Annotated in this window: 24 protein-coding genes and 1 tRNA gene; 15 read left to right on the forward strand and 10 right to left on the reverse strand. The window is 71.9% G+C overall.

The features are described 5' to 3' along the window. Positions 1 to 407: 407 nt before the first annotated feature. From ABZX85_RS18420 to ABZX85_RS18440, 5 genes are all read right to left on the reverse strand, one after another. A complete protein-coding gene (locus ABZX85_RS18420) occupies positions 408 to 1,484 on the reverse strand; it encodes a 2-oxoacid:ferredoxin oxidoreductase subunit beta (RefSeq protein ID WP_355869156.1) in 1,077 nt (358 codons plus the stop codon). Next, positions 1,477 to 3,408: a 2-oxoacid:acceptor oxidoreductase subunit alpha gene (locus ABZX85_RS18425; RefSeq protein WP_355869159.1), complete on the reverse strand. Its 1,932-nt coding sequence runs from the start codon at positions 3,406 to 3,408 to the stop codon at positions 1,477 to 1,479. The genes ABZX85_RS18420 and ABZX85_RS18425 overlap by 8 nt, the downstream gene beginning before the upstream one ends. 236 nt (positions 3,409 to 3,644) lie before the next feature. Further along, a complete protein-coding gene (locus tag ABZX85_RS18430) occupies positions 3,645 to 4,304 on the reverse strand; it encodes a response regulator transcription factor (protein WP_355869948.1) in 660 nt (219 codons plus the stop codon). Between the two features lie 264 nt (positions 4,305 to 4,568). Beyond that, positions 4,569 to 5,915, reverse strand: coding sequence for a sensor domain-containing protein (locus tag ABZX85_RS18435; protein ID WP_355869162.1), 1,347 nt, complete (start codon positions 5,913 to 5,915; stop codon positions 4,569 to 4,571). A 282-nt stretch (positions 5,916 to 6,197) separates the two neighbouring features. After that, positions 6,198 to 7,361 (reverse strand): sensor domain-containing protein, encoded by a 1,164-nt coding sequence (locus ABZX85_RS18440; protein WP_355869165.1) that lies wholly within the window; start codon positions 7,359 to 7,361, stop codon positions 6,198 to 6,200. A 221-nt stretch (positions 7,362 to 7,582) separates the two neighbouring features. On the opposite strand from ABZX85_RS18440, the gene ABZX85_RS18445 reads away from it, so the two are divergent. The 12 genes from ABZX85_RS18445 (at position 7,583) to ABZX85_RS18500 (ending at position 18,896) form a co-directional block, all read left to right on the forward strand. Then, on the forward strand, positions 7,583 to 7,990 hold the full coding sequence (locus tag ABZX85_RS18445; protein WP_355869951.1) for an NADH-quinone oxidoreductase subunit A: 408 nt from the start codon (positions 7,583 to 7,585) through the stop codon (positions 7,988 to 7,990). Further along, a complete protein-coding gene (locus ABZX85_RS18450; RefSeq protein WP_355869168.1) occupies positions 7,981 to 8,604 on the forward strand; it encodes an NADH-quinone oxidoreductase subunit B family protein in 624 nt (207 codons plus the stop codon). Before ABZX85_RS18445 ends, ABZX85_RS18450 begins: the two co-directional genes overlap by 10 nt. Continuing rightward, positions 8,601 to 9,728, forward strand: coding sequence for an NADH-quinone oxidoreductase subunit C (locus tag ABZX85_RS18455; RefSeq protein WP_355869171.1), 1,128 nt, complete (start codon positions 8,601 to 8,603; stop codon positions 9,726 to 9,728). Before ABZX85_RS18450 ends, ABZX85_RS18455 begins: the two co-directional genes overlap by 4 nt. Next, positions 9,725 to 10,693 (forward strand): complex I subunit 1 family protein, encoded by a 969-nt coding sequence (locus ABZX85_RS18460; protein WP_355869174.1) that lies wholly within the window; start codon positions 9,725 to 9,727, stop codon positions 10,691 to 10,693. The genes ABZX85_RS18455 and ABZX85_RS18460 overlap by 4 nt, the downstream gene beginning before the upstream one ends. Continuing rightward, entirely contained in the window at positions 10,693 to 11,307 is a 615-nt protein-coding gene (locus tag ABZX85_RS18465) for an NADH-quinone oxidoreductase subunit I (protein WP_355869176.1), read from the forward strand. Before ABZX85_RS18460 ends, ABZX85_RS18465 begins: the two co-directional genes overlap by 1 nt. Further along, positions 11,304 to 11,969 (forward strand): NADH-quinone oxidoreductase subunit J, encoded by a 666-nt coding sequence (locus ABZX85_RS18470; protein ID WP_355869179.1) that lies wholly within the window; start codon positions 11,304 to 11,306, stop codon positions 11,967 to 11,969. The genes ABZX85_RS18465 and ABZX85_RS18470 overlap by 4 nt, the downstream gene beginning before the upstream one ends. Then, positions 11,969 to 12,358, forward strand: coding sequence for an NADH-quinone oxidoreductase subunit NuoK (gene nuoK / locus ABZX85_RS18475; protein ID WP_355869182.1), 390 nt, complete (start codon positions 11,969 to 11,971; stop codon positions 12,356 to 12,358). Before ABZX85_RS18470 ends, nuoK begins: the two co-directional genes overlap by 1 nt. Then, positions 12,355 to 14,337 carry an NADH-quinone oxidoreductase subunit L gene (locus ABZX85_RS18480; RefSeq protein WP_355869185.1) on the forward strand — a complete coding sequence of 661 codons (1,983 nt, stop codon included), beginning with the start codon at positions 12,355 to 12,357 and terminating at the stop codon, positions 14,335 to 14,337. Before nuoK ends, ABZX85_RS18480 begins: the two co-directional genes overlap by 4 nt. Before the next feature lie 6 nt (positions 14,338 to 14,343). Continuing rightward, entirely contained in the window at positions 14,344 to 15,918 is a 1,575-nt protein-coding gene (locus ABZX85_RS18485) for an NADH-quinone oxidoreductase subunit M (RefSeq protein ID WP_355869188.1), read from the forward strand. After that, a complete protein-coding gene (locus ABZX85_RS18490) occupies positions 15,915 to 17,471 on the forward strand; it encodes an NADH-quinone oxidoreductase subunit N (protein ID WP_355869191.1) in 1,557 nt (518 codons plus the stop codon). The genes ABZX85_RS18485 and ABZX85_RS18490 overlap by 4 nt, the downstream gene beginning before the upstream one ends. Before the next feature lie 172 nt (positions 17,472 to 17,643). Further along, a complete protein-coding gene (gene htpX / locus ABZX85_RS18495; RefSeq protein ID WP_355869194.1) occupies positions 17,644 to 18,507 on the forward strand; it encodes a zinc metalloprotease HtpX in 864 nt (287 codons plus the stop codon). Beyond that, positions 18,504 to 18,896 carry a YccF domain-containing protein gene (locus tag ABZX85_RS18500; protein ID WP_355869197.1) on the forward strand — a complete coding sequence of 131 codons (393 nt, stop codon included), beginning with the start codon at positions 18,504 to 18,506 and terminating at the stop codon, positions 18,894 to 18,896. The genes htpX and ABZX85_RS18500 overlap by 4 nt, the downstream gene beginning before the upstream one ends. Before the next feature lie 120 nt (positions 18,897 to 19,016). On the opposite strand, the gene ABZX85_RS18505 is transcribed toward ABZX85_RS18500, so the two are convergent. Continuing rightward, positions 19,017 to 20,327 (reverse strand): APC family permease, encoded by a 1,311-nt coding sequence (locus ABZX85_RS18505; RefSeq protein ID WP_355869200.1) that lies wholly within the window; start codon positions 20,325 to 20,327, stop codon positions 19,017 to 19,019. A 190-nt stretch (positions 20,328 to 20,517) separates the two neighbouring features. On the opposite strand from ABZX85_RS18505, the gene ABZX85_RS18510 reads away from it, so the two are divergent. Further along, positions 20,518 to 20,784 carry a GlsB/YeaQ/YmgE family stress response membrane protein gene (locus tag ABZX85_RS18510; protein WP_355869202.1) on the forward strand — a complete coding sequence of 89 codons (267 nt, stop codon included), beginning with the start codon at positions 20,518 to 20,520 and terminating at the stop codon, positions 20,782 to 20,784. 85 nt (positions 20,785 to 20,869) lie between these two features. Here ABZX85_RS18510 and ABZX85_RS18515 read toward each other — a convergent pair whose 3' ends face one another. Then, positions 20,870 to 21,358, reverse strand: coding sequence for a YajQ family cyclic di-GMP-binding protein (locus tag ABZX85_RS18515; RefSeq protein WP_355869205.1), 489 nt, complete (start codon positions 21,356 to 21,358; stop codon positions 20,870 to 20,872). Positions 21,359 to 21,584: 226 nt separating this feature from the next. Here ABZX85_RS18515 and ABZX85_RS18520 point away from each other — a divergent pair. Continuing rightward, a tRNA-Tyr gene (locus ABZX85_RS18520) sits at positions 21,585 to 21,666 on the forward strand. 196 nt (positions 21,667 to 21,862) lie between these two features. Here the strand turns inward: ABZX85_RS18520 and ABZX85_RS18525 are convergent. Next, entirely contained in the window at positions 21,863 to 22,150 is a 288-nt protein-coding gene (locus tag ABZX85_RS18525; protein WP_355869207.1) for a hypothetical protein, read from the reverse strand. A gap of 97 nt (positions 22,151 to 22,247) precedes the next feature. Between ABZX85_RS18525 and ABZX85_RS18530 the strand changes: the two genes are divergently transcribed. Then, positions 22,248 to 22,460, forward strand: a complete 213-nt coding sequence (locus ABZX85_RS18530; RefSeq protein ID WP_355869210.1) for a hypothetical protein — start codon at positions 22,248 to 22,250, stop codon at positions 22,458 to 22,460. A 134-nt stretch (positions 22,461 to 22,594) separates the two neighbouring features. Here ABZX85_RS18530 and ABZX85_RS18535 read toward each other — a convergent pair whose 3' ends face one another. After that, positions 22,595 to 23,251 carry an NAD(P)H-binding protein gene (locus ABZX85_RS18535; RefSeq protein ID WP_355869212.1) on the reverse strand — a complete coding sequence of 219 codons (657 nt, stop codon included), beginning with the start codon at positions 23,249 to 23,251 and terminating at the stop codon, positions 22,595 to 22,597. Positions 23,252 to 23,396: 145 nt separating this feature from the next. Further along, positions 23,397 to 24,638, reverse strand: a complete 1,242-nt coding sequence (locus ABZX85_RS18540; RefSeq protein ID WP_355869215.1) for an amidohydrolase family protein — start codon at positions 24,636 to 24,638, stop codon at positions 23,397 to 23,399. Between the last annotated feature and the right edge of the window lie 148 nt (positions 24,639 to 24,786).

Consider the following 24,786-nt stretch of genomic DNA (forward strand, 5'->3'; position numbering starts at 1 on the left):
GCCCGGGGAGCGCAGCCCGCCTCACCCAGCGGGGCCGATCCCACCCACCCGGCGGAGCCCGCCCCGGAACAACAACCGGCCCTGCCCGCCAGAAACCGGCCTCGCCCGCCTGGCGGAGGCCCTCCCCAGGACCACAACCGGACCCGCCCGGAAGTACAACCGGGCCCGCCCCGCCCACGGCGGACCGGACCCGTGTTCCGTACGACGCCGAGCCGCCGGCCACCCCAAGCCCCCGGCCCCCGGCCCCCGGCCCCCGGCTCTCGGCACTGCACCTGGGGCCCCGCCCCGGCCTCGTCCCGAAGCCCAGCAACGGGCCTCCTCGGCGAAGCCTCCCGGCGAGGCCCCTCAGAGCGAGGTGCCTCGGAGCGGGGCCCTTCAGTGAAGCCCCCGCACCCCCTGAACCCCCCTCACCCCACCACCGTCCACGTATCCCCACCCGCCAGCAGCGCCGCCAGATCCCCCTTCCCCCGCTGCTCGACGGCGGAGTCCAGCTGGTCGGCCATCTGGCTGTCGTACACGGGGCGTTCGACCGAGCGGAGGACGCCGATGGGGGTGTGGTGGAGGGTCTGGGGGTCGGCGAGCCGGGAGAGGGCGAAGGCGGTCGTGGGGGACGCGGCGTGCGCGTCGTGCACGAGGAGGTCCGCCTCGTTCTCCGGGGTGACGTCCACGACCCGTAGCTCTCCGGTAGCCCTGTCCCGTACGACCCCCCGGGTGCCGTCCGCGCCGAAGCGCACCTGCTGCCCGTGTTCGAGCCGGATGACCGCCTCCTGGGCCGCCTCCCGGTCCTTGAACGACTCGAACGCCCCGTCGTTGAAGATGTTGCAGTTCTGGTAGATCTCGATCAGCGCGGTCCCGGGATGCGCCGCCGCCTGCCGCAGCACCTCCGTCAGATGCTTGCGGTCGGAGTCGATGGTCCGCGCGACGAACGACGCCTCCGCGCCCAGCGCCAGCGACACCGGGTTGAAGGGCGCGTCCAGCGACCCCATCGGCGTCGACTTCGTGATCTTCCCTACCTCCGAGGTAGGGGAGTACTGCCCCTTCGTCAGCCCGTAGATCCGGTTGTTGAACAGCAGGATCTTCAGGTTGACGTTCCGCCGCAGGGCGTGGATGAGGTGGTTGCCGCCGATCGACAGCGCGTCCCCGTCCCCCGTCACCACCCACACGCTCAGATCCCGCCGCGACGACGCGAGCCCCGTCGCGATCGCGGGCGCGCGGCCGTGGATGGAGTGCATCCCGTAGGTGTTCATGTAGTACGGGAACCGCGACGAGCAGCCGATCCCCGACACGAAGACGATGTTCTCCTTCGCGAGCCCCAGCTCGGGCATGAAGCCCTGCACGGCCGCCAGGATCGCGTAGTCCCCGCAGCCGGGGCACCAGCGCACCTCCTGGTCCGACTTGAAGTCCTTCATGGCCTGTTTGGCCTCGGCCTTCGGGACCAGCTGAAGGAGCGGATTCGCCTCGGACACCTCTGTCAGCTCAGCCATCGATGGCCTCCTTGAGCGCCGTGGCGAGCTGCTCCGCCTTGAACGGCATGCCGTTGACCTGGTTGTAGGAGTGGGCGTCCACCAGGTACTTCGCCCGTACGAGCGTGGCGAGCTGGCCGAGGTTCATCTCGGGGATCACCACCTTGTCGTAACTCTTCAGTACGACACCGAGGTTCTTCGGGAAGGGGTTCAGATGCCGCAGGTGCGCCTGCGCGATCGCCTCCCCGGCCGACCTGAGCCGGCGTACGGCGGCTGTGATCGGGCCGTACGTCGACCCCCAGCCCAGCACCAGCGTGCGCGCGCCGTCCGGGTCGTCGACCTCGATGTCCGGGACGTCGACGCCGTCGACCTTGGCCTGCCGGGTGCGGACCATGAAGTCGTGGTTGGCGGGGTCGTAGGAGATGTTGCCCGTGCCGTCCTGCTTCTCGATGCCGCCGATGCGGTGTTCGAGACCGGGCGTGCCGGGGACCGCCCAGGGGCGCGCGAGGGTGTGCGGGTCGCGCTTGTACGGCCAGAACACCTCCGTGCCGTCCGCCTCGGTGTGGTTCGGGCCCTGCGCGAACTGCACGCGCAGATCCGGCAGTTCGTCGACCTCCGGGACGCGCCACGGCTCGCTGCCGTTGGCCAGGTAGCCGTCCGACAGGAGCATCACCGGCGTGCGGTACGTGAGCGCGATCCGGGCCGCCTCCAGCGCCGCGTCGAAACAGTCGGCGGGCGTGCGCGGGGCGACGATCGGGACCGGCGCCTCGCCGTTGCGGCCGTACATCGCCTGGAGCAGGTCGGCCTGCTCGGTCTTGGTCGGCAGGCCGGTGGAGGGCCCGCCGCGCTGGATGTCGACGATCAGCAGCGGCAGTTCGAGCGAGACCGCGAGGCCGACCGTCTCCGACTTGAGAGCCACGCCCGGCCCGGACGTCGTCGTCACCGCGAGGGAGCCGCCGAAGGCCGCGCCGAGCGCCGCGCCGATCCCGGCGATCTCGTCCTCCGCCTGGAAGGAGCGGACGCCGAAGTTCTTGTGCCGGGACAGCTCGTGCAGGATGTCCGAGGCCGGGGTGATCGGGTAGGAGCCGAGGAACAGCGGCAGGTCCGCCTGGCGGGAGGCCGCGATCAGGCCGTACGCCAGGGCGAGGTTGCCGGAGATGTTGCGGTAGACGCCCGGCGGGAACGCGGTGGTCGCCGGGGCGATCTCGTAGGAGACCGCGAAGTCCTCGGTCGTCTCACCGAAGTTCCAGCCCGCGCGGAAGGCCGTCAGGTTCGCCTCGGCGATCTGCGGCTTCTTCGCGAACTTCGCCCTCAGGAACCGCTCCGTGCCCTCCGTGGGCCGGTGGTACATCCATGACAAGAGGCCGAGCGCGAACATGTTCTTGCTGCGCTCGGCCTCTTTGCGGGTGAGGTCGAAATCCTTGAGGGCCTCGACGGTCAGTGTCGTCAGCGGCACCGGATGGAGGTGGTACCCGTCGAGCGAGCCGTCCTCCAGCGGGTTCCCGCCGTAGCCCACCTTCTGCATCGCCCGTTTGGTGAACTCGTCCGTGTTGACGATGATCTCCGCGCCGCGCGGCAGGTCCCCCACGTTCGCCTTCAGCGCCGCCGGGTTCATCGCCACCAGCACATTGGGCGCATCACCCGGCGTCAGGATGTCGTGGTCCGCGAAGTGCAGCTGGAAGCTCGACACCCCGGGCAGCGTCCCCGCGGGGGCCCTGATCTCGGCCGGGAAGTTCGGCAGCGTGGACAGATCGTTCCCGAACGACGCGGTCTCCGAGGTGAACCGGTCACCCGTGAGCTGCATCCCGTCGCCCGAGTCCCCCGCGAACCTGATGATCACCCGGTCGACACGGCGTACGTCCTTCGCCCTGTCGCCCGGTTTGCGCTGCTCTCCCACGACGGCTTCGTCGGCCTGCTCCGCCGGGCTGCTGACCTGACTGGTCACTGAACTGGACCTCCTTCGAGGCGGCTGTCCGGGAGCTGCCTTCCCGCAGGCCCTCCCAGATCAAGCCTACGTCTGTGAGGGTCGCCCGACCTCGGCCATTCGGCCGATCATCGCCCGCGGAATCACCCGCCGTGCGACAGCCGGACGCCCCGGCTTGTCCTGATCTACCGCTCGCTCCGTTCCCCGTCCGTCACACGTGGTCGTTGACAATGTCAAGCAAGGACAGTCGTACCCCGCTACGAGTTCAGGTAGGTCAGAACCGCGAGAACCCGGCGGTGATCCCCGTCACTGGGCGACAGCCCGAGCTTCAGGAAGATGTTGCTGACGTGCTTCTCGACGGCCCCGTCGCTGACCACGAGCTGTCTGGCGATCGCCGAGTTCGTCCGCCCCTCGGCCATAAGTCCTAGTACTTCACGCTCCCGGGGGGTCAGCCCGGCCAGCACGTCCTGCTTGCGGCTGCGCCCGAGCAGCTGCGCGACGACCTCGGGGTCCAGCGCCGTACCCCCCTGCGCGACCCGCACCACCGCGTCCACGAACTCGCGGACCTCGGCCACCCGGTCCTTCAGCAGATACCCCACACCACGGCTGGAACCGGCCAGCAGTTCGGTGGCGTAACGCTCCTCCACGTACTGTGACAGCACCAGCACCCCGAGCCCCGGATGGGCCTTGCGGAGCTGTACGGCGGCCCGCACCCCTTCGTCGGTGTGCGTCGGCGGCATCCGGACGTCCGCCACGACCACGTCCGGCAGCGCGTCCTCGGCGGCCAGCTCCGTGATCGTCTTGACGAGCGCGTCCCCGTCCCCCACCCCGGCGACCACGTCGTGCCCCCGGTCGGTGAGCAGCCTGGTCAGCCCCTCCCGCAACAAAACCGAGTCCTCCGCGATGACGACTCGCACCCTGTCCTCCACGTGTCCGGCCCCCCGGTAGCTGTACGGCTGCGTGCGCACCCAGCATCCCAGGCCCGGAAGCCGAATGGATCGCCCCTAAGACCGATCGAACCCCCCTACAAAGGCGCTGTGAGCCACTACCCAGACTTCCACCCACCCCTAGAGGACCGATCGACGACCGAGAACGGCCCGATCACACCCCCCGGAACGCCGTTTCGTGCAAGAACGGTCACGTACGACCGCTCTTGCATGAAACGGCACCCCCAGGAGCACTCAGATGCGCTCCGCCCGCCACGGCAGCTCCGCAGTCACCCGCGTCGGCCCCCCGGCCGGCGAGTCCACCACCAGGATTCCGTCCACCGCGTCCAGCCGCCCCGCGAGCCCCGCGAGACCGGACCCCCCGGAGGTGTCCGCGCCGCCCACGCCGTTGTCGACGACCTGGAGCATCAGCCGGTCGTCCACCCGCCACACGTCCACCGACGCCATCGTCGCCCGGGAGTGCTTGCTGATGTTCTGGAGCAGCTCGGAGACCGTGAAGTAGGCGATGCCCTCGATGGCCGGCGCGGGCCGCTCCACCAGGTCCACGTCCACCGACACCGGGACCGTGCAGCGGGAGGCCACGGACGACAGGGCGGCGTCCAGGCCCCGGTCGGTGAGGACCGCCGGGTGGATGCCCCGGGCCAGGTCACGCAGCTCCTGGAGCGCCGTCTTCACCTCGCCGTGCGCCTCCGACACCATCCGCGCCGCCTCCTGCGGGTCCTCGCGGAGCTTCTCCTTGGCCAGCCCGAGCCCCATCGCGAGATTGACGAGGCGGGCCTGGGCGCCGTCGTGCAGATCCCGCTCGATGCGCCGCAGGTCGGCCGCCGCCGTGTCGACCACGACCCCCCGGTCCGACTCCAGCTCCACCACCCGGGAGGCCAGCCGCGACGGGCTCAGCAGGCCGTGCACCAGCCCCCGGTCGACCATCGTCAGCGCCCGCACGATCCACGGCGTGGCCATCGTGAACAGCAGCCCGACCAGCGCCGTGACGGTGATCTCGAAGGGGTTGTCCAGGTAGATCCCGTGCGTGCCGTCGCCGTAGAGCTGGAGGCCGTCCTGGCCGGCGTACATCGGGAACACCCAGAACCACAGCGGGTACGTCAGCATCGACCAGCCGGTCGCCCACACGGTCAGCGAGACGCAGAACGAGAACGTCGCCCACGGCAGGTGCAGCAGCCCGTACAGGGCGTGCCGCCACGACGCGCCGTCCTTCAGGACCGCGCCCACCCAGCCCATCAGGGTCCGCTTGCGGGGGCGCAGCGGCGCCGGGTCGCCGATCTCCATGCCGAGCAGCCCCCGCGCGCGGGCCCGCTCCAGCGCCCCGAGGCCCCGGCAGCCGGCCAGCGCGGCGGCCAGCAGGGGGACCCCGAGGAACGTCACGAGCAGGCCGACGCCGACCGACAGCATCATCACCGTGTACGAGAAGAACACGATGCTGATCGGCAGGCTCAGCAGGACGTACCCGAACTCCCGCCAGCTGCGTCCCTCGAAGGGGGCCCGCAGCGCCGCGGGGACCCGATGCCGCCGCTCGGTCTCCCCGTACTCCCCGTAACCCCCGTACCCCACGCCCTGCATGGCCATGGCTCCGTCCCGTTCCGCTCGTCGTGCACCGCGTCTGCCGTACCACCAGACTCCCGTGCGGGGCCCTCGGGAACCATGGAGTCCGTCGGCGTCTCGGGTGGGGGGTTATCCCTACCTCTCCGGTCGTACGGGGTGGCTCCCTGGTCGTAGGGGCGATTCCTTGGGGGAGACCCCGTAATACCCGTAATACCCGCAGCCCCCACAGTCGTCCGACCGTGAGGGCTGCCTGCTTGAGAGCCACGTACCTGAGAGCCACATACCTGAGGGCTACGTACCCGAGAGCTACGCCCGGTCCCGCCAAGGCAGTTCCGCCGTCACCGTCGTCCCCCCGCCCGGCGGCGAGTCCACGACGAACAGGCCGTCCACCGCGTCGAGCCGGTCCGCGAGCCCCCGCATCCCCGTCCCCTTCTCCAGGCTCGCGCCCCCGCTCCCGTCGTCCGAGACCTGGATGAGCAGCCGCTCGTCGGACCGCCACACATCGACGGACGCGGCCCGCGCCCCGCTGTGCTTGCTGATGTTCTGGAGCAGCTCGGAGACCGTGAAGTAGGCGATCCCCTCGATCGCCGGAGCCGGTCTCGCGGGCAGGTCGGCGGTCACCTTCACCGGGACCGTGCAGCGGGAGGCGACGGAGGACAGGGCGGCGTCGAGGCCCCGGTCGGTGAGGACCGCCGGGTGGATGCCCCGGGCCAGATCGCGCAGCTCCTGCAACGCGAGCTTCACCTCGCCGTGCGCCTCCGCGACCATCTCCGCCGCCGAGTCCGGGTCCTCCAGCAGCTTCTCCTTGGCCAGCCCGAGCCCCATCGCGAGATTGACGAGCCGGGCCTGCGCGCCGTCGTGCAGATCCCGCTCGATCCGCCGCAGGTCCGCCGCCGCCGTGTCCACCACGGTCCCCCGGTCCGACTCCAACTCCGCGATCCTGCGCTCCAGTTCGTCCGACGGCGACAGCAGCGCGCGCACCATCGCCCGGTCCACGTTCGCGAACCCCCGTGCCACGTAAGGCAGTAGGGGCCACGCCACGAACAGCGAGACGAGGACGACCGTGAACGTGAGGATGCCCCACAGCAGCCGGATCACGTCGTACAGCACCGCCCGCCAGCCCACCGGGTCCTTCAGCGCCGTCCACAACACCGGGAAGAAACCGCGCCCTTTGCGCCACGGCACCTTCGACGGCTCCTCCACCCGCACCCCGAGCAGCACCCGCGCCCGCGCCCGCTCGAAGCGGCCCATCGCCCGCGAGCCCATCAGCCCGAGGGTCATCAGCGGCAGCCCGACGACGGTCACCGCCAGCCCCGCGCCGATCGCCAGCGTCGTCACGGCGTAGGTGAAACCGATCAGCCCGACCGGCAGGTTGAGCAGGAGATGGGCGATCTCCTTCCACGTCACCGCGTCGTAGGCGGGGCGTGGGGGCGGAAGGGGCTCGTCGGGAGCCGTGGGCTTCGCGGTCATACCGCCCAGCCTGCCGTGTGCCGGGCCGCCGCGCCATGACGTTCCCCGCCCTCGGAACCTGGGGAAAACCCCACCCTCACCGGAAGTGGCGTGACGAGCCGCTTACCGTCCCTTTATCAGGGCCTAGACTCCCGGGAGTACGGAACGTCGGACAGATGCCGGACAGCCGCCGGACGGACGTCGGGCAGACAAACGGGCAGTTCAGCAGTGAAGGGACGGACGTGCGGGAATCGACCGGCGCCCCTCCGACCGCGCTCGCGGCGGACTACTTCCAGTCGTACTCCGCCGTGGGGCTGCTCGCCGTCGTCGGCGTGCTGTTCGTGGCGGTGGCGTTCGGCGCGGGGCGGCTGCTGCGGCCCGTCGTCCCGACGCCCGAGAAGCTCATGACGTACGAGTGCGGGGTCGACCCCGTCGGCGAGGGCTGGGCCCACACCCAGGTCCGGTACTACGTGTACGCCTTCCTCTACGTCATCTTCGCCGTCGACTCCGTCTTCCTCTTCCCCTGGGCGACGGTCTTCGCCGCCGACGGGTACGGCGCGACCACCCTCGTCGAGATGTTCGTCTTCCTGGGGTTCCTGACCGTGGGTCTGCTCTACGCATACAAGAAGGGCGTCCTGGAATGGACGTGACACCGGAGACGGGCGGCGACGCCGACGCCGTAGTACCCGTAGTACCTGTGTATCTCCCCGAGCCCAAGCGGCTCGGCGCGCTGGCCCGGCTCGCGCCCGAACCCATGAAGGTCGTCCTCAACTGGGGCCGCCGGTACTCCCTGTGGGTCTTCAACTTCGGTCTCGCCTGCTGCGCGATCGAGTTCATCGCCGCGTCCATGGCCCGGCACGACTTCATCCGGCTCGGCGTGATCCCGTTCGCCCCGGGGCCCCGCCAGGCCGACCTGATGGTCGTCTCGGGCACGGTCACCGACAAGATGGCGCCCGCGGTGAAGCGGCTGTACGAGCAGATGCCCGAGCCGAAGTACGTCATCTCCTTCGGCGCCTGCTCCAACTGCGGCGGTCCGTACTGGGACTCCTACTCGGTGACCAAGGGCGTCGACCAGATCATCCCCGTCGACGTGTACGTCCCCGGCTGCCCGCCCCGCCCCGAGGCGCTCCTCCAGGGCATCCTGAAGCTCCAGGAGAAGATCGCCCGCGAGTCGCTCGCCGACCGCTACGGCACCCGCCCCTCCCCGGCCGCCCTCCAGAGCGGCCTGGTCCCGGCCCCCGAGCCGAAGGGCACCCCCCGATGACGACCGGCTGGCTCCCCGCCCCCGTCCAGGACCTCTTCGGCACCGACGCCACGGCGGACGAGTCGTACGACGTCCTCACGGTCGACGTCCCGCCATCCACCTGGCTCACCGCCCTGAACACGGCCCGTACGACCCTGGCCTGCACCTACTTCGACTGGCTCAGCGCCGTCGACGAACCCGGCACCGGCTTCCGAGTCTGCGCCCACGTCGTCGCCCTCACCCCGGTCCGCCGCCTCCTGCTCCGTACGACGGTCCCGCACGCGTCCCCCGAGCTGCCGACGGCGGTCGACGTGTACGCGGGCGCGGCGTGGCACGAACGCGAGACGCACGAGATGTTCGGCGTGACCTTCACGGACCACCCCGCCCTGACCCACCTCCTCCTCCCCGACACCTTCGAAGGTCACCCCCTGCGCAAGGACTTCGTCCTGGTGGCCCGCGCCGCCAAGCCCTGGCCCGGCGCCAAGGAACCCGGTGAGTCCGACCACGGCGCCCCCAAGCGCCGCCAGACTCTCCCCCCGGGGGTCCCCGACCCCAACGAGTGGGGTCCGCTGAAGGGCCAACTCCCCACGCCGCCCCCGCGCCCGGCCGCCCGCCCGGCCCGCGCGTCCGCCGCCGGAGCGGGAGCCCTCGCCGACCGCCCCGTCCGACGCACCCGCTCGGCCTCCGAGGGTTCCGCGAGCCAGACCGGCCCCGCGGCTCCTCTCGCCCAGCCGAGCACCCCCGCCGACCGCCCGCCCCGCCGCAACCGCTCGGCCTCCCAGGGCTCGGCCAGCCAGACACCCCCCGCCGCCGAACCCACGGCCGCACCGGACGCGCCGCCCACCCCGGGGACCTCGGCCGCACCGGCCACCCCGTCCGACCGCCCGGCCCGCCGCAACCGCAGCGCCTCCCAGGGCTCGGCGAGCCAGCAGCCCGACGCCCCCTGGCACCACGCCCGCCCGGCCTTCGACGAACCGGAACCCGCCGCCGAGCCGCCGAACCCGCCGCCACCGCCGGCAGCCCCCGGCGCGGCCGACAGCTCGGGAGCGGCCGACAGCTCGGGAGCGGCCGACAGCTCGGGAGCGGACGACAGCGCGGACGGGGACGACGCCCCCACCGACACCCCCTCAGGAGGCCCGCGGTGAACGACGCGCTCGACCTCGCCCTGCGACTCCTGATCGTCTTCGTCGTCTTCCTCACCTTCCCCCTGCTGGTCGGCCAGACGGAGCACAAGGTCATGGCCCACATGCAGGGCCGCCTCGGCCCGATGTACGCCGGCGGCTTCCACGGCTGGGCCCAACTCGTCGCGGACGGGGTCAAGTTCGCGCAGAAGGAGGACATCGTCCCGGCGGGCGCCGACCGCCGTGTCTTCCAGCTCGCCCCGGCCGTGGCCCTCCTGCCGTACCTCCTCGTCCTGCTCGCGATCCCGATCGGCCCCGGCGAGGGCGCCGTCGGCCAGGTCCTGGACGCGGGCGTCTTCTTCGTCCTGGCCGTGATGGGCGTCGGGGTCCTCGGCTCCCTCATGGCCGGCTGGGCCAGCGCCAACAAGTTCTCCCTCCTCGGCGGTCTGCGCACCGCCGCCCAGCTCCTCGCCTACGAACTCCCGATGCTCCTCGCCGCCGCGTCCGTCGCGATGGCCGCCGGCACGGTCTCCCTCCCCGGCATCCTCGACGCCTTCGAGTGGTGGTGGCTGCCCTGGCAACTCGTCGGCGCGATCGTCTTCTTCGTCGCCGGCCTCGCCGAACTCCAGCGCCCGCCCTTCGACATGCCCGTCGCCGACTCGGAGATCATCTTCGGCGCGTACACCGAGTACACCGGCCTGCGCTTCGCTCTCTTCCTGCTCGCCGAGTACGCCGGGATCGTCGTCCTGTGCGGCCTGACCACTGTCCTCTTCCTGGGCGGCTGGCACGGCCCCTGGGGCGCCGACGGCCTCGGCTGGGTCTGGACCCTGCTGAAGGCGGCCCTCCTCGCGTTCGTCGTGATCTGGCTCCGCGTCACCTATCCCCGCCTGCGCGAGGACCAGCTCCAGAAGCTCTCCTGGACCCTCCTCGTCCCCCTCTCCCTCGCCCAGATCGCCCTCACCGGCGTCGTCAAGGTGGTGATCTCCTAGTGCCTCCGCTTCCCGGCTCCGGCCTGGCCAAGGGCCTGGCCGTCACCCTCCGCACGATGACCCGCAGGTCCGTCACCGAGCAGTACCCCGACACCCAGCCCGAACTCCCGCCCCGCACCCGCGGCGTCATCGGCCTGTTCGAGGAGAACTGCACGGTCTGCATGCTCTGCGCCCGCGAGTGCCCCGACTGGTGCATCTACATCGACTCCCACAAGGAGACGGTCCCCGCCGCCGCTCCCGGTGGCCGCGAGCGCAGCCGCAACGTCCTCGACCGGTTCGCCATCGACTTCTCCCTCTGCATGTACTGCGGCATCTGCATCGAGGTCTGCCCCTTCGACGCCCTCTTCTGGTCCCCCGAATTCGAGTACGCCGAGACCGACATCCGCGACCTCACCCACGAACGCGACCGGCTCCGCGAGTGGATGTGGACCGTCCCGCCCCCACCCCCTCTCGATCCCTCCGCCGAAGAACCCAAGGAACTGGTGGCGGCCCGCAAGACAGCGGAGAAACTGGCCGCCTCCCAGCCGCCCGCCGCCGGCCACCCCGAACCCCCCTCCACCGAACCCCCCTCCACCGGCCCCGCCCCCACCGACCCCCCGGGAGGCCGGTCGTGAGCCTTGCTCAAGCGACCCACGGCTTCCTCTCCCCGACCGGTGTCGAGATCGCGTTCCTCCTCGTCGGCCTGCTGACCCTCGGCGCGGCGGTCGTGACCGTCACGACCCGTCAGCTGGTGCACGCGGCCCTCTGGCTGGTCGTGTCCCTCGGGGGCCTCGCCGTCGAGTACCTGCTGCTGACGGCGGAGTTCATCGCCTGGGTGCAGGTCCTCATCTATGTCGGTTCCGTCGTCGTCCTCCTTCTCTTCGGTCTGATGCTCACCCGGGCCCCCATCGGCCGCTCCCCGGACGCGGACTCCGGGAACCGGTGGGCCGCCCTCGCGGTCGCCGTCGTCGCCGCGGCGGCCCTCGTCTGGGTGGTCGTCGACGCCTTCCGCACCACCTGGATCGACCTCGACGGCCCGGCCGCCGGCTCCACGAAGGTCACCGGCGAGAGCCTCTTCCGGCACTGGGTCCTGCCCTTCGAGGCCCTCTCCGTCCTCCTCCTCGCGGCACTGGTCGGCGCGATCGTCCTGTCCCGCAAAGCGAAAGCGGATACGAGCTCTCCCCCGGAGAACGCCCGGCCGGTCACGCAGAGTTCCCACCCCGTCACAGATTCCGAAAAAACTTCGCGGCCCTCCGAAAACCCCAACCCCCCGACCGAGCAGGAAGGCGCCCGCTGATGCACCTCGCCTACCCCGCCGTCCTCTCGGCCCTCCTCTTCTGCACCGGCCTCTACGGCGTCCTGGCCCGCCGCAACGCGATCCTCGTCCTGATGTCGGTCGAGCTGATGCTCAACGCGGTCAACCTCAACCTCGTCGCCTTCGACGTCTGGCTCAGCAAGGCCGCCGCGGACACCCTCCACTCCGGCCAGGCCCTGACCCTGTTCACCATCGCGATCGCCGCCGCCGAGATCGGCATCGGCCTGGCGATCGTCCTCGCCGTGTACCGCAACCGCGGCACCTCGGACATCGACCGGCTCCGCGACACGGCGGAGACCCCCGAGACCACCCCGCACCCGCCGGAGAACCCCCCGCACCCGAGGGACGAGAAGGCCGAGGCCGCCGCGTGACCACGACCACCCTCGCCGCCCTCGTCCCCCTCCTGCCGTTCCTCGGCGCCCTCGCCGGCCTCCTCCTGGGCCGCACGGCCCCCGGCTACGTCCGCCCCCTGGCCGTCCTGCCCCCGCTCGCCGCCCTCGCGCTGGCGGTCCTGGTCGCCGTACGCCAGGGCGGCGACGCCCCGGTCGACGCCGCGACGGAACTCACCCCCACCGGCTCGATCCCCGTCGAACTCGCCCTGCACATCGACGGCTTCGCGGCCCTCGTCGCCGTCCTGGTCGCCCTGGTCGCGACCTGCGTACAGATCTACTCGACCGGCTACCTCCGCGACGACCCCCGCTACCCCTCGTACGCGGCCCTTGTCTCCCTCTTCACCGCCGCGATGCTCCTGGTCGTCTACTCGGGCGACCTGATCGTGCTGCTCGTCGGCTGGGAGGTCATGGGCATCTGCTCGTATTTCCTGGTCGGCCACTACTGGGAGACCCCGGAGGCGCGCGCCGCGTCGATCAAGGCGTTCCTGGTCACCAAGCTCGGTGACGTCCCGTTCCTGATCGGCCTGTTCGCGCTGGCCACGGACGCCGGGTCGTTCCGGATCACGAAGATCCTCGACGCCGTCACGCACGGCGGCCTCGGCCACCCGACCCTGATCGCCCTGCTGCTCCTCGCGGGCGTCGCCGGAAAGTCGGCGCAGTTCCCGCTGCACACCTGGCTCCCCGACGCGATGGCGGGCCCAACCCCGGTCTCCGCGCTGATCCACGCCGCCACGATGGTCGCCGCCGGCGTCTACTTCGTCGCCCGGCTCCTGCCGGTCTTCGAGGCGTCGCGCGCCGCCATGGCCGTCCTCGCGGTGCTGGCCGCCGTGACGATGCTCGGCTCCGCACTCGCCGCCCTCGCCCAGGACGACATCAAACGCGTCCTCGCCTACTCGACGATCGGCCAGCTCGGCTACATGACCGGCGCCCTCGCCGTCGGGGACCGCAGTGCCGCCGTCTTCCACCTCCTCACGCACGGCGCCTTCAAGGCGCTCCTGTTCCTCGCGGCCGGCGCGGTCATCCACGCGGCGGGCACGAACTCCCTCGCCGCCATGTCCCGGACGACCGGCCTGCGCGCCCGAGTGCCGGACGCGTACCGGACGATGACCGTGGGGCTCCTCGCGCTCGCCGCGATCCCGCCGTTCAGCGGCTTCTTCTCCAAGGAGTCCGTCCTCGGCGCCGCCGAACACGTCGTCACCGGCCACACCGGGCACGCCCCCGCCGCCGCGGGTTGGACCGTCATCGTCGCCGCCCTGCTCACCGCCCTCCTGACCGCCGCCTACGCGGCCCGCCTGTGGCTGCTCGCCTTCCACGGCCGGGGCACCGAAGCCCCCGATCACGGCCGGGAGCCCCTGTCCACGACCGTCGTCCTCTGGGTCCTCGCCCTCCCTTCCCTGGCCTTCGGCGGCCTCGCCTACGCGACGCTCCCCGACTGGTTCGACGGCACCTCCCTCGCCTCGACCCTCACCACCTCCGTCCTCGGCACGGGCTTCGCCCTCGTCGGCGTCCTGGTCACCTACGGCGCCTGGCGCCACCTCACGGCCGTCACCGTCCCCCTGCAACCGGGCACCCCCCACCCGAACGGCGACACGGCCCCCACCGAGCCCGCGCCCGCCCCGAGCCACCCGCCGGCCCGCAACGGCGACGGCCGTACGACGACCGACCCCGGACGCCTCCTGCTCGGCCCCCTGCACCGCCACGCCGCCACGGGCTTCCACCTGGACGCCCTCTACGGCGCCCTGTTCGTCCGCCCCGTCCAGGCCGCCGCCTCCCTCGTACGGTTCCTCGACCGCGAGGTCGTCGACGCCTACGTCAGCGGCGCCGCCGCCCTGCCCCGCTGGCTCGGCACCGCCGTACGGCGGGCCCAGACCGGCAACGTCCAGACCTATGTGAGCGCGCTGCTCGCCGGCACCGTCGTCCTCGCGGTGACCGTCCTTCTCGTCGCCTCGGGAGCGTGAGCGCGCGTGATCGGTATCAACGAGTCCGTGATGCAGTTCCTTCTGGCGTTCACCGTCGCCGCCCCGCTCCTCGGCGCCGTCGCCGCCCTGCTGCCCGCCCCGCCGGGGCTGAAGGGGAAGTCGCCCGAGCAGGCGGTGCTGCGCCACGGCGTCACCGTCACGGCCGCCGTCCTGGCCGCCGCGATCGCCCTCGCGCTGGGCTTCGACCACGACCACCCGTCGAAGATGCAGGCCAGTACGGACATCAGCTGGATTCCCGCACTCGACGTACGCATCCACCTCGGCATCGACGGCATCTCCCTCCCGCTGCTCGTCCTGACCGCGCTGCTGACCTTCCTCTGCGCGCTGTACTCCTACTTCAAGCCGCCCGCGGGCCCGTCCCCGAAGGCGTTCGTCGCCCTGCTGCTCCTCCTGGAGGGCGGCACCCTCGCCACCTTCGCCGTCCTCGACCTCCTCCTGTTCTTCCTGGCCTTCGAGACCGTCCTCATCCCGATGTACTTCCTCATCGCCCGCTGGGGCGGCGAGGACCGTGCCCGCGCGGCCTGGAAATTCATCCTCTACACGCTGCTCGGCTCTGTCGTCATGCTCCTCGGCCTGCTCCTGATCGGGGTGAAAGCGGGCACATTCGACATGGTCGCACTCGCCACTGACAACGGCCGGTCCCTGACCACGTCCGTGCAGGTCACCGCCGCTTTGGCGATCGGGATCGGGCTCGCCGTGAAGACCCCGATGTGGCCGCTGCACAGCTGGCTGCCCGACGCCCACACCGCCGCCCCGACCACCGGCTCGGTCCTCCTCGCCGGCGTCCTGCTGAAGATGGGCACCTACGGGTTCGTCCGCATCCTTCTGCCGGTCGCCCCGGACGGCCTGCGCGTCTTCGCGCCCTACCTCGCCGCGTTCGCCGTGGTCGGGATCATCTACGGGTCCCTCGCCTGCCTGGCCCTGGTCCGCCCCGGTGCGAACGGCGACCTGAAGCGGCTCATCGCCTACTCCTCCGTCGGCCACATGGGCTTCGTCCTGCTGGGCATCGCGTCCATGACACCGACCGGCGTGAACGGCGCCCTGTTCGCCAACATCGCCCACGGCCTCATCACCGGCCTGCTGTTCTTCCTCGTCGGCGCCCTGAAGGACCGTACCGGCAGCACCAGCCTCGACACCCTCGCGCAGCACACGGGAGCGGCCCTGTACGGCCGTGCGCCCCGCTTCGGCGGCCTCCTGGCGTTCGCCGCCGTCGCCTCCCTCGGGCTGCCCGGACTCGCCGGGTTCTGGGGCGAGATGCTGGCCCTGTTCGGTGCGTTCGACCCCGCCGCCGACCTCAGCCGGCCCGCGTTCCTGACGTTCACCGCGATCGCCGCCCTCGGCACGCTCCTGACGGCCGCCTACCTCCTGCTCGTCGTCCGGCGCGTGTGCATGGGCGTCGTCCCCGAGGACGCCCCGGAACTCGCCGACGTACGCCCGTACGAGTTCGCGGCCTGGACCCCGCTCGTCGTCCTCACCGTCGTCGGCGGCCTGTGGCCCAAGGCCCTCCTCGGCCTCACCGACCCGGCCGTGCAGCAGCTCCTCGCAGGAGGCCCCCGATGAGCGCCCTCGCGCAGTCCGTCGTCCAGTCGGTCGACTGGCTCACGATCGCCCCGCCGACCGTCGCGGCCGTCGTCGGCCTCGCCGTACTTATTGCCGACCTGTTCGTCCCGGAGGCGAGGAAACCCCTCCTGGGCTGGTTCGCGGTCGCCGGGCTCGCCGCCTCCGCGGCCCTCCTGCTGCCCCTCCTGGACGGCGACCGGGCCACGTTCTGCCTGGTCGGCGACCCCGGAGTGTGCAGCTACACGGCCGACCGCTTCACCCTGGTCGTCCAGTTCCTGGTGCTCGGCGGAGCCCTCCTGACGGCCCTCCTGTCGGTCACCGCCCTCAAGGACGCGCGCGGCACACTCCCCGAAGGGGAGTACTGGTTCCTCCTGCTGTCCTCCGCCGCCGGTGCCGCCCTGCTGCCCGCCTCCCGGGACCTCGCCACCCTGATCGTCGCCCTGGAGGTCGCCTCCCTGCCGGCCTTCGCGCTGGTCGGCATCCGGCACGGCGACAAGCGCTCCTCCGAGGCCGCCCTCAAGTTCTTCCTGTCGTCCGTCACGGCCACCGCCGTCAGCCTCCTGGGCATCAGCTTCGTGTACGCCACGACGGGCACCCTGTACCTCACCCAGGTGGCCGAACGCGTCCAGGACGTCGACGGGCAGCTCCACACCCTCGCCCAGACGGGTGTCGTCCTCACCCTCGTCGGCTTCGCCTTCAAGACGGCCGCCGTCCCGTTCCACTTCTGGGTCCCCGACACGTACACCGGCGCCCCCCTGCCGATCGCCGCCTACCTGTCGGTCGTCGGCAAGGCCGTCGGCTTCTCCGGCCTGATCCTCGTCACGGTCGTCGCCTTCCCGTCGTACGACGACGTCTGGGGCCCGGCGCTCGCGGGGCTCGCCGCGCTCACCATGACCGTCGGGAACGTCGGCGCCCTGCGCCAGCACGCCACGCGCGCGTACAGCGCGGTCCGCCTCCTCGCCTGGTCCTCCGTGGGCCAGGCCGGCTACCTCCTCGTCCCGATCGCCGCCGCTGCCCACACGGACGACACGGAGCGCGCCGTGGGCGCCACGCTCGCGTACGCCCTCATGTACGCCGCCGTGAACCTCGGCGCGTTCGCCGTGACCGCCCTCGTGGGCCGTGGAAGCCCCCACAACCGCCTCACGGACCACCGGGGCCTGTACGCCCGCAACCCCCTCTCAGCGCTCCTCCTGGCCTTCTTCCTGCTCTGCCTCGCCGGACTCCCGCCCGGCGTCATCGGCCTCTTCGCGAAGGTCACCGTCTTCTCGGCGGCCGTCGACGCGGGCCTCGGCTGGCTCGCGGTCGTCATGGCCGTCAACGTCGTGATCGCCCTCTTCTACTACCTCCAATGGACGACCCTGCTGTTCCGGACACCCGAGAAGGCGCCCTCCGCGGAGACGGCGGCCGAAGGAGCGACGGCCGAGGGGGAGACGTCCGCGCACCGGGTACCCGCCCCGCTGACGGCAGCGCTCGCCCTCACCGCCGTCATCGGCGTCGTCCTCTCCGGAGCCCCCCAGCTGATCCTGCGGTTCGCCGACACCACCCTGTTCTGAGCCGGGCACACGCCCTCACCCGGACGGCCGACAGGCGCGCCCGCGCGCGCCAGGGAACTCGTGGCGCTCGCCTGGCGTTGTCACAGACAGGAAGGTCCACTGGACGTGACACAGAAGGACCGCAGATCAGCGAGCAAAGGGTTCCCCTGCCGCACGACTTGGAGGGCGTACCGTGCACCGCCGGCACAACGGGCTCAGGACCGCAGTACTCCTCGGGGGACTGTCCGCACTCATCGTCGTCATCGGCGGCTTCTTCGGCCGGACCGGACTGGTCATCGCCGTTCTGATCGCCCTCGGCACCAACGCGTACGCGTACTGGAACAGCGACAAGCTCGCTCTACGCGCGATGCGCGCGCGCCCGGTGAGCGAGTTCGAGGCCCCCGCCCTGTACCGGATGGTCCGCGAACTCTCCACCCAGGCCCGCCAGCCCATGCCCCGCCTGTACATCTCCCCGACGGAGGCGCCCAACGCCTTCGCGACCGGCCGCAACCCGCGCAACGCGGCCGTGTGCTGCACGGACGGCATCATGCGGCTCCTCGACGAACGCGAACTGCGCGGCGTCATCGGACACGAACTGAGCCACGTCTACAACCGCGACATCCTCATCTCCTCGGTCGCCGGAGCCCTCGCCTCGGTGATCGTCTTCCTCGCGAACTTCGCCTGGCTGATCCCCATCGGCCGCTCCGACGACGATGACGGCCCCGGCATCATCGGGGTGCTCCTGCTGTCGCTCCTCGGCCCGCTCGCCGCCAGCCTCATCCAGCTCGCCATCAGCCGCTCCCGCGAGTACGAGGCGGACGCCTCCGGGGCGCAGCTCACCGGCGACCCCCTCGCCCTCGCGAGCGCCCTGCGCAAGCTCGAACTCGGCACGCAGCAGCTCCCGCTGCCCCCCGAGCCCCGGATCGAGACCGCGAGCCACATGATGATCGCGAACCCCTTCCGTCCGGGGCAGGGATTCTCCAAAATGTTCTCGACGCACCCACCGATGGCGGAGCGGATCGCCCGCCTGGAGAAGATGGCAGGTCGCCAGTCGTGAAGACCATCCTCAACGTCATCTGGCTCGTCCTCAGCGGATTCTGGCTCTTCCTCGCCTACCTCGGCGCGGGCCTGCTCCTCTGCATCACGATCATCGGCATCCCCTTCGGGATCGCCGCCTTCCGCATCGGCGTCTACGCCCTGTGGCCCTTCGGGCGCACGACCGTCGAGCGCCGGGACGCGGGAGCGCCGTCCTGTGTCGGCAACGTCCTGTGGCTCGTCCTGGCCGGCTGGTGGCTGGCCATCGGCCACATCGTCACCGGCTTCCTGCTGTGCCTCACGGTCATCGGCATTCCGTTCGGCATCGCCAACTTCAAGATGATCCCCGTCTCCCTCATGCCGCTGGGCCGCGAGATCGTGCCCACGGACCAGCCGTTCGGGGCTCGCTGACCTCTGTCGGGTGGCCCGCCGGCCCTCCGGCGGGTGACCGAGTTGTCCACAGCCGGGAAGTTGTCCACAGGCTGGGCGGATTGTCGGTGGCGTGCCGCACGATGGATGCATGACGGGGGCTCAGCCGGCGCTCCCACCGAAACCGCCGTCCCCGCCGAAGCCACGGCTCCTGTCACCGGCGACGGCCCGCCGCACCCCGTACGCCACCGCACCCACCCCCAGCACCCCCGCCCCCGCGACCACCGACACCCACGGAAGGGAGAACGCCAGCAGGACGCACCCCAGCAGACCGACGACCGGTACCAGCCGCGCGAGCGGTGCCGGGGACAGGGTCCACGCCGAGGCGTTGGCCACCGCGTAGTACAGGAGGACACCGAAGGAGGAGAACCCGATCGCACCCCGGACGTCGACCGTGGCGGCCAGGACGGCGACGACCGCGCCCACGGCGAGCTCGGCGCGGTGCGGCACCCGATAGCGGGGGTGCACGGCGGACAGCGCGCCGGGGAGATGCCGGTCCCGGGCCATCGCGAGGACCGTCCGCGAGACCCCGAGGATCAGCGCCAGCAGCGACCCCAGCGCGGCGACGGCGGCACCGGCCCGCACCACGGGCACCAGCCAGGAGGCGCCAGCGGCGCGCACCGCGTCCACCAGCGGCGCACCGGCCCCGCTCAACCCCCCGACACCCAGCACGGAAAGGACGGCGACCGCCACACACCCGTACACCACCAGCGTCACGCCCAGGGCGAGCGGGACCGCCCGGGGGATCGTGCGCGACGGCTCCCGCACCTCCTCGCCCAGGGTCGCGATCCGCGCGTACCCCGCGAAGGCGAAGAACAGCAGACCGGCGGCCTGGAGCAGCCCGCCCACCCCACCGGAGAACCCGATGTCCGCCGGACCGGCGCCGGACCTCTCGGCCCCCTCCGCCCCCAGGCACACGGCCACCACCCCCACCAGGACCGCCAGCACCACGGCCACGACGGCCCGCGTCACCCAGGCCGACTTCTGGACGCCGCCGTAGTTCACCGCCGTCAGCGCCACGACCGACGCGACCGCCACCGCGTGCGCGTGGGCCGGCCAGACGTACAGCCCCACGGTCAGTGCCATCGCCGCGCACGACGCGGTCTTCCCGACGACGAAGGCCCACCCGGCGAGATACCCCCAGAAGGCGCCGAGCCGCTCCCGGCCGTAGACGTAGGTGCCGCCGGACGCCGGGTAGCGGGCGGCCAGCCGGGCGGAGGAGGTGGCGTTGCAGTAGGCGATCAGGGCGGCCAGCGCGAGAGCGGGCAGCAGAGCGGTCCCGGCGGCCCGCGCGGCCGGCCCCAGGGCGACGAAGACCCCCGCCCCGATCATCGCCCCGAGCCCGATCACGACGGCGTCGCCGAGACCGAGGGTGCGTCGCAGTTCGGCGGGGGAGCCGGAGGGGACAGTCATGGGCGGCACCCTAATGACCGGGGGAACCGGCACGTACCGGCACGACGTCGTCCACACCAACACGGAACGAACACACATGCGGTGGCGGGCGGGGAACACGCGGGAACCGCCGGCCACCCGTCCCGCTTCCTTCACCGGACCCACACGGTAGGAACAGCGGGCGCACAGCGCGGAAGGGCAGGTTCGGGGCATGGGCATCGTCAGTTGGATCATCCTGGGACTGTTGGCCGGAGTCGTCGCCAAGGTTCTGCTGCCGGGGCGCGACCCCGGCGGCCTCATCGGCACGACCCTCATCGGCGTCGCCGGCGCGTTCGTCGGCGGCTGGATCTCGGCCCGCTGGCTGGACCACCCCGTGACGAAGGACTTCTACGACGGCGCCACCTGGGCGGCGGCGATCGGCGGCTCGCTGGTGCTGCTGATCGTCTACCGGATTCTGTTCGGCAACTCCCGGAACTGAACGGGCCCGCAGCACTGAACCCCGGAGATGCCAGAAGGGCGGGCGCCGCACCGGCACCCGCCCTTCTGGCCCACCGGCCCGTGGACTACCGGTAGTTCACGAACTGGAGCGCGAAGTCGAAGTCCTGCCCCTTGAGCAGGGTGATGACGGCTTGGAGGTCGTCACGGCTCTTGGAGCTGACGCGCAGTTCGTCGCCCTGGACCTGGGCCTTGATGCCCTTCGGGCCCTCGTCCCGGATGATCTTGGCGACCTTCTTCGCGTTCTCCTGCGAGATGCCTTCCTTGACCTCGGCGAAGAGCTTGTACTCCTTGCCGGAGAGCTGGGGCTCGCCCGCCTCCAGCGCCTTCAGCGAGATCCCGCGCTTGATCAGCTTGGACTGGAAGACGTCGAGGACGGCCTTGACCCGGTCCTCGGAGTTCGCCTCCATCAGGATCTTCTCGCCGGACCACGAGATCGAGGCGCCCACACCCTTGAAGTCGTAGCGCTGCGAGATCTCCTTGCCGGCCTGGTTGAGGGCGTTGTCGACCTCCTGCCGCTCGACCTTCGAGACGATGTCGAAACTGGAGTCGGCCATGTCCTGTGGCTCCTTGTATCGGGGTGCGTGACGAGTGCGTGGCGGCGTCCTCGCGGGCCCGTGCCCGTACCGGCGTGGGCCCGGCCACGTCCGCCCAAGCCTAGCCACCCGATCACCTCCGGGCGCAGCTCAATCGGGTGGCGAAGCACCCCTCCCCATCGGGTATTGTTTACGTCGTTGCCAGGGAACACCGCCGAAAAGCGGTTCGAACAGGCGACAAAACCCCGGCGGTGTGCCCGAGCGGCCAAAGGGAGCAGACTGTAAATCTGCCGGCTCAGCCTTCCCAGGTTCGAATCCTGGCGCCGCCACACGGGAACGCAAGGGCCCGTGATCCACTCAAACAGTGGGTCACGGGCCCTTCGTCATGTGTGCGTGCGGTGGCGGCTCATGAAGAAGATCACAGCCCCGGCAACCCTGACAGCCCCGGCCCCCGGCCCCGGCCCCCGGGCCCCGGCCCTCAGCCCTGACCTCCAGCCCCGGCCTCCCCGGAATTCCGCGCCGGATTCAGGCGTCCTCCGGCGGAGCGGCCGGTTCGCGGGCGGCGCGTTTCACCTCCGCCTCGACCTCGCTGCGGGGCCGCTCCTCGGCGCGGGCGTGTTCCGTCACCGCCGACTGCGCGTCGCGGGCGAGGTCGCGCCAGGCCCGCCAGGCGGTCTCGTAGGTGTCCGTCTGGGTCTCCGACCACGGGGTGGTCGTGGGGGAGCCGTAGCTGTCGCGCAGCTCCTGCACGCGGGTGTGCGCCTCGTCCGCGGCGCGCTGACGGTGCACCAGTTCCTCGAAGGTGTGTGACACGGGATCGGATGCTAGGGAGTTGATCGCACGTTTCCGCGCTGCCCCGCAGCGTGCCGCGAGGCCGTACCCGCGTGGCCCACTGAGGCACACTGACCTCATGTCCAGCCGCCGCAGAACCTGCCCCGAGTGCCGCCGCGAGATCGCCGTCGTCGCCGGACGGTTCGCCCGGCACGACCCGCCCGGCGCCCGCGGCACCGGCGAGCTCACGTCCTGCCCCGGCTCCCGCCGCCCCGCCCAGCTCGGCGCGGCCCAGCCGTCCCTAGACGGCTTCACCGTCCCCGAGTTCCCCGGCCAGCTCCCCCTCTTCTGACCAGCCCCTCAGCCGTACAACGCCCCTGAGCCGCCGTCAGTTCCCGGCCCCGGCCGCGAAGTCCCGGCCGCGAAGTCCCGACACTCCCCGGACCCCGCGCCCCGCGCCCCACCCCACCCGGCCCCGCCTCCCCCTCAGTTCCCCGCGACCGACTTCACCGCCACCGACACCGGCGTGGAACCCCCCACCAGCTCCAGCGTCAGCCCCGCCGTCGCCGGCGTCTCCAGCAACTCCGCGAGGACCGCGGCCACATCGTCCCGGGTGACCATCCCGCGCCCCGTACGCGCCTCCAGCCGCACCAGCCCGGTCCCGGCGTCGTCGGTGAGCCCGCCGGGCCGCAGGACCGTCCAGTCGAGCGCGTCCAGACCCTGGACGTACCCGTCGGCCTCACCCTTCGCGCGCAGGTAGGCGTCGAAGACCTCGCCCCCGGTGTGACCGGCGTCCGCACCCATCGAGGACACCACCAGGAACCGCCGCACCCCCGCGCGGACGGCCGCGTCGGCGAACAGGACCGCCGCGCCCTTGTCGACGGTGTCCTTGCGGGTCACCCCGCTGCCCGGCCCCGCGCCCGCCGCGAACACGGCCGCGTCGGCGCCCCGGAGCACCTCCGCGACCTCCTCGACGGACGCCGACTCCAGATCCAGCACGACCGGTTCGGCACCGGCCGCCCGCAGGGCGTCCCCCTGCCCGGCCTTGCGGATGACCCCCGCGACCTCGTCCCCGCGCGCGGCGAGCAACCGCTCCAGCCGCAACGCGATCTGACCATGACCTCCGGCGATGACAATGCGCATGCCTTCGACCGTACGCCCCGGCAGTCCCGTCCGCCGCACGGCTCCGAGTAAGTCGGCTCGTCAGAAAATATGCCAACCACCCCAACCACCCCAACCACCCCAACCACCCCGCCCCCAGCTCCAACCCCGGTCCCACCCCACCCCCCTACGACACCTCCCCCCGCCCCTGCCGAGGCAACCCCGACTCCGCCGCCACAGCCGAATTGCAGTACTCCCGCACCGCACTCGTCCGAGCCACCACCCGCCCCCGATGAACCACGATCCGGCTGTAGGCGAGCGACAACGCCCCCGCCAGCCGCTCCCCCCGTACCGCCAGCAACTCCGCCGGAAACCCCGCCTCCACCCGCACCTCCGGCAACCCCAGCACCGCCCGCGCGGACGCGCTGACCGCGTCGTACGCGTCCTCGGGCCGCAGCCCCTCCCGGGAGGCCAGCAGATAGGCGGCCTCCAGCGGGTCCCCCCGGCCGACCGGGTTGGAGACGTCCCGCAGCGCCCCGCTCCCCGCGGCGACGCGCACGCCGGCCGCCCGCAGGAGCCGTACAGGGGCCGTTCCGCGGCCTGTGACGGCCCCGCAGGAGCCCTGGGGGAGGCAGACGACGGTGACGCCCGCGGCGGCGAGCTGATCGGCCGTCCGGGAGGCGTGCTCGGCGGGCAGCGCGCCGCAGGGCCCGAGCGTCACCCCGGGGCGCAGCCCGCCGCACTGCGCGGCGAGCCGGGCGAGCCGGCCCGGGTCGGCGGCGTCCGTGTGCAGGTCCACCGGGCAGCCGTGTTCGGCGGCGAGCTCCAGGACGGCCTCCACGTACCCCGTCGGATCGGGGTCGAGGTCGGGACAGCCGCCCACCACCGCGGCGCCCATCTTCAGCGCGTCCCGGAGCATCGCGAGCCCGTCCGCGCCGGCCACCCCGGTCAGCAGCCGCGGCACCGCGACGGTCGTCAGCTCCGCGAGCCCCCGCAGCGAACGGCGTGCCTGGAGGACAGCGCCCAGCGCGCCGAGCCCCTGGACGTCGCCCACGCGTACGTGCGCGCGCAAGGCGGTCGCGCCGTGCCCGAGTTGCAGGAGGGCCGCTTCGGTGGCCCGCCGCTGGACGTCCTCCGGGGCGTACGACACCGGACCGTCCGTGTCGGCAGACTGGGCGGTGTCCGCGTGGGCGTGCGGTTCGGCGGGGGCGGGCAGCAGGAGGTAGCCGGAGAGGTCGACGCGGCTCCCGCGCGTGGGTGCCGAGGCCAGGCTGCCCGCCGTGCCGACCGCCTCGATCCGCCCGCCCCCGAGCCGTACGTCCACGGTCCGGCCGTCGGTGAGCCTGGCTCCGCACAGCAGGAGGGCCGACGGGTCCTGCCGGCCGCCGGAGGACGACGACGGGGACGGCTGGGGCTGACTGTCGGGCATCGCGCTCCAGAAGCTAGGGCCAGAGGCTGGGGACGACGAAGGAACCCCGGTCCAGGGGGGCTGGAAGATCACACAGAGTGAGTCGAGCCTAGGGCGGCCGTACGACGCTGTCAGGGAGGGACGGAATAGTCGTACCGGTGTGGTCCGC

It is taken from the genome of Streptomyces sp. NPDC004539 (genome assembly GCF_040610055.1).
GTDB lineage: Bacteria > Actinomycetota > Actinomycetes > Streptomycetales > Streptomycetaceae > Streptomyces.